The sequence below is a fragment of the Nocardia violaceofusca NBRC 14427 genome (assembly GCF_963869435.1).
Classification (GTDB): Bacteria; Actinomycetota; Actinomycetes; order Mycobacteriales; family Mycobacteriaceae; genus Nocardia; species Nocardia aobensis.
The window spans coordinates 1-3,897 of the sequence record NZ_CAWMPM010000066.1 but is presented as its reverse complement, the minus strand read 5'-3'; the positions used below and the strand labels follow the sequence as shown (position 1 = coordinate 3,897).

Annotated in this window: 6 protein-coding genes; 3 read left to right on the top strand and 3 right to left on the bottom strand. The window is 66.8% G+C overall.

The window, feature by feature from the left end:
- Together AC5592_RS34300 and AC5592_RS34295 are read left to right on the top strand one after the other, a co-directional pair.
- Positions 1 to 222 (top strand): hypothetical protein (locus AC5592_RS34300; protein WP_198164023.1); only part of this gene is annotated, 222 nt, incomplete at its 5' end.
- 78 nt (positions 223 to 300) lie between these two features.
- Entirely contained in the window at positions 301 to 657 is a 357-nt protein-coding gene (locus AC5592_RS34295) for a PNPOx family protein (protein ID WP_036507761.1), read from the top strand.
- A gap of 75 nt (positions 658 to 732) precedes the next feature.
- On the opposite strand, the gene AC5592_RS34290 is transcribed toward AC5592_RS34295, so the two are convergent.
- The 3 genes from AC5592_RS34290 to AC5592_RS34280 all read right to left on the bottom strand — a co-directional run bounded on the left by AC5592_RS34290 (position 733) and on the right by AC5592_RS34280 (position 3,047).
- Complete coding sequence (locus AC5592_RS34290; protein WP_157122440.1) at positions 733 to 1,119, bottom strand: hypothetical protein; 387 nt, start codon at positions 1,117 to 1,119, stop codon at positions 733 to 735.
- Between the two features lie 147 nt (positions 1,120 to 1,266).
- Positions 1,267 to 2,091 carry an SAM-dependent methyltransferase gene (locus tag AC5592_RS34285; RefSeq protein WP_036507755.1) on the bottom strand — a complete coding sequence of 275 codons (825 nt, stop codon included), beginning with the start codon at positions 2,089 to 2,091 and terminating at the stop codon, positions 1,267 to 1,269.
- A gap of 44 nt (positions 2,092 to 2,135) precedes the next feature.
- Positions 2,136 to 3,047, bottom strand: coding sequence for a helix-turn-helix domain-containing protein (locus AC5592_RS34280; RefSeq protein ID WP_036507767.1), 912 nt, complete (start codon positions 3,045 to 3,047; stop codon positions 2,136 to 2,138).
- Positions 3,048 to 3,461: 414 nt separating this feature from the next.
- Here AC5592_RS34280 and AC5592_RS34275 point away from each other — a divergent pair, with 414 nt between their 5' ends.
- Positions 3,462 to 3,866: an RsbRD N-terminal domain-containing protein gene (locus AC5592_RS34275; RefSeq protein ID WP_063013861.1), complete on the top strand. Its 405-nt coding sequence runs from the start codon at positions 3,462 to 3,464 to the stop codon at positions 3,864 to 3,866.
- Positions 3,867 to 3,897: the final 31 nt, after the last annotated feature.

The window sequence follows — 3,897 nt, the reverse complement described above, 5'->3', positions numbered from 1 at the left end:
GTCACCGGGCCGGCGCTCGGCATCGGCGCCGGATTGGCGGTGGCGCTGCCGGAGCCGGCGCAGGAGCCGCCCGTGCGGGCACCCGCTCCGGCCACCGACGGCGCGACGGACGCCGTCGCCGGGGGTCGCGGTGCTGCGGGGTGCCGGGGATACCGCCGGTCCCCGCGGCGTGCCGGGCACCTGCTCGGGGCCGAGATCGGCTCCGAGCCGGGCATGGGCTGAGCGGCGTCGCCCGCCTGACGATGTCACCGGCCGCCGGTAGAGTGAAACCTCTCGGTCGGGCCAGTCAGGAGGCAACAGGTGGACGTGAAATCGGCCGTGCGCGGCTTCAATTCGGTGGTACTCACGCTGACGGAGGCGCCGGTTCTCGGCCCGCTGATGCGGAAGGGATTCGTCGAGATCAGCTATGTCGGGCGCAAGTCCGGTAAGACGTTCAGCACACCGGTGAACTACCGGCGTTCCGGCGATTCGATCCTCATCGGTGTCGCGATGCCCGATCGCAAGAGTTGGTGGCGCAACTTCACCGGCGAGGGCGGCCCCATCACGCTGCACCTGGACGGTGGCGACCGCCGCGGCCGCGCCGTGGCCACGCGCGACGACAAGGGCCGCGTCCGGGTTCGTGTGCACCTGGACGACGCCGCCGCCGGCTCGGACTGAACCGGATATCTTGCGACGCAGAGGTTTTCGAGGGTGACGGTGCCCGCGTGGGCGGGCACCGGAACGTGTGAACCGCTAGGCCGGTATTCGAGCGGTGAGACCGGTTGCGCGAGTATCGCATTCGGTGTCGTCGAGTGCCGGTGCGGTGAATCTGTGCAGATCGAATTCGTGGGTCCGCACACCGTGATGGAAGGCGTCGAGCTCGGCTCGATCGAAGATCAGCTCCACATCCGCTGTGGGACGGTCGGTTTCGGCACGCAGCACATAGCGTCCGTCGGGGCGCCGGAACTGCGTGATCGGTAATCGTTCGGTGCGCCCGGCGCGGATACCGGCCTGGTAGCTGTCGAACTGTTCGTCGCGCAGCAGCAGTATCTCGGTGCCGATCACGGCCGTGCCGGCGGTGGTGGCGGCAGGAGCGCGTTTGTCGTCCCAGACGGCGGTCCATCCGTGTTTGCGTGCCACGCGCACGCAGTTCTGGTGTGGGGAACTGGCTGAGGCTTTACGGAATTCGCCTACGGTGAAGGTCGGTGGCCGCGTCATCGGATGCCCTTTCTACGGAGTAAAGCTGCCGGCGCACCGATGCGCGGACCGCCGCGCCGACCGTGCCGGCTAAGGCTTGTAGCCGACGGCCGCGAAATTACACGGCCGTGCCGGATCCGCCATGTCCACCAGTGCAGAGGGTCGCCAATCGGGGGCGTGCACGATCCCGGGGTTCAGCAGTTCGAGGCCGTCGTAGAAAGCGGCGAAATCGTCACGGCGGCGCAGCGTCAACGGATCCGAGGTCTGCTTGTATAGCTCCGCCGCTGCGGTCATTCCGCGCTTGACATCCTCGGACGCGTCGTCGAGGCCGGCATGGCTCATCGCCACGCAGCTGCCGCGCGGAAGGCGATCACGCAGCTGGGCCATCAGCCGGTACGGGCGGTCGCTGTCGGGCACGAACGGCCAGACGCCGACGATGAGCAGTCCGAGTGGCTGATCCGGATCGATCAGGCGCCGGGTCTCGGGATGGTCGAAAATGTCGTCGGGACATCGCAGATCGGCATCGATGACCGCGGTGGTGGCGAGGGCGTCGGTGCCGCGCAGCAGGTCGAGCCAGCGCGCCACCGCCTCGGTGTTGTTGTCGACGTACACCACCCGGGTCCGCGGCTCGTGCGCCCGTGCGATCTCATGGGTGTTGTCCGCGGTCGGCAGCCCCGCGCCGATGTCGAGGAACTGCCGGATCCCGCGTGATGCCATGAAATCGACCGCGCGGCGCAGGAATTCGCGATTGTGCCGCGCCCAGGCGTCGGCGTGCGGGAACACCGCGAACACCCGCTCACCGAAGACCTTGTCGACGTCGAACAGCGCCTGGCCGGACAGGTAGTAGTGGTACATCCGCGCCGCCGAGGGCCGGCTCGTGTCGATATCGCGTGAGGGAAAGTCGTTGTCGCTCATAGCTGCCCGGCACTCCTTAGGCTTTGCAGATTACGGACGGTGGGTCACGTCCCGGTGACGCTCTCGCGTCGGAACGAACGCGCGATCCGGTCGATGAACGCGCGCGACCGATCGGGATCCGCTGCGGCCGCGGATAATCGGTCCCAGACGGTCTCCCGGGCGCGTACCGCGGGCTTGTCGTCGATGTAGCGAATGTCGCCCTGGCTCTCCACGATCGCCATGTCCAGGTCGCCCGCCGCGCCGGGGGAGGGAACCCGCACCAGCGTGAAGCGGTCCTCCATTCCCGCGCCCCGGGTGGCAACGGTGAACGGCAGCACCTGCAGGATGATGTTGGGCCGATGCGACAGTTCGAGCAGGTATTCCAGTTGGTCGGCCATCACCGCGCGGCCGCCGTATTCGCGGCGCAGGCACGATTCCGAGAGCACGGCGTGGAATCGCGGTGCATCGGGGCCGGTGAGGACGTCCTGGCGAGCCAGCCGCGCGCGTACCGAATCCTCCACGGTGATCGCACAGGGATCGATGGACAACGGTTGCGCGTCGTGCGGGGGTTCGTGCAGGGCCCGGATATAGGACTCGCATTGAATCAGTCCGGGCACGATCTCCGCCTCGGTGACCCGCAGCAGACTGGCATGCGCCTCGAGATCCACCAGTAGACGTAATTCCTCGAGATAGGCGCGGCGATGGCCGGTGTTCCAGAAACCGCGTTTGTGGTTGTCCCGGCGTAATGCCTCGAGGCTTTCCAAATAGCCGGGGTCGGTGAAACCCAGTGCGACCGCGAGTCGTTCGAGATCGCCGACGGTGATCGAGCTGGCGCCGTTGATCAACATCGCGATCCGGCTCTGACTGGTGTCGATGATCCGGGCGGCCTCCGCCTGATTCACCCCCGCCGCGCTGATCATGTGGTCGATCTCGCGGCCCAGCAGCAATTTTCGCGCGGTACGTAATCGGGCTCCCATGGGTGCCAGCGTATCGGCGCGACGCGCGGCCCGGGAGGTCGACGAAACGAGGCACTGCTGCGTGATGATCATACGCCCGACGAAATCTCTTCCGCCCCAATCGCTTTCCTTCGCGTGATTATCACGCTAGCGTGTATCACGTTCAGGCTATCACGGTTTCGGCACCAGTCGAATGCGGCCGGAGCCACTGCGACGAACGGATTCGCCGGAATGTCCGCCGGCTTCCGAATGCCGGACGTCGTCGTCCGAATTGCGGACGCAACGCCCGAATTCGACCGACTATTGGGAAATCTCACAACGTCGGACCCCTGTGGTTCGGATGTTTGGGCCAACCCGCGCCGACTGCTCGTAATCGCCGCGCGTCACCGATACCTTCGTCAGTGCGATGGGGATCGGGCGCACGGAAGGAGCGCGATGCCGGCCTACGACTCCTGGGATGCGGAATCCGCGGAGGGCGATGGATTCGATTCCGGAAATGCCAGGAGTGCAACGCATTCCGATCCCGCGATAGTCATGCGGATGGGATTCGAACTGGCGCTCATCCTGCTCGGCGATGCGCCCACCGGGGCGACGCGCGCGCTGCGGCGACTGGAATACGCCGCGGCGGTGTGGGCGCGTGACGGAATTCCGATCGATATGGTGCAGCACGCGATTCACGACGGGGTGAAACTGACCCTGAACCGCATCGACCCGGCCGGCGGCACCGGAACCACCGATCCGGTGGCCGATCGCAGCTTCCTGGTCGACATGCTGGACCTGCTGACCTGCACCGTCTCCCGCGCCTACGTGGCGGAAATTCGCAATCACCCCGCGCGCTGACCGCCGGTGCGGTGCCGGTAGGGCCTCATGC

Excerpts from the sequence above, each read along its gene's own strand:
- AC5592_RS34285 (WP_036507755.1), bottom strand. The coding sequence starts at position 2,091 with ATGAGCGACAACGACTTTCCCTCACGCGATATCGACACGAGCCGGCCC.
- AC5592_RS34280 (WP_036507767.1), bottom strand. The coding sequence starts at position 3,047 with ATGGGAGCCCGATTACGTACCGCGCGAAAATTGCTGCTGGGCCGCGAG.
- AC5592_RS34275 (WP_063013861.1), top strand. The coding sequence starts at position 3,462 with ATGCCGGCCTACGACTCCTGGGATGCGGAATCCGCGGAGGGCGATGGA.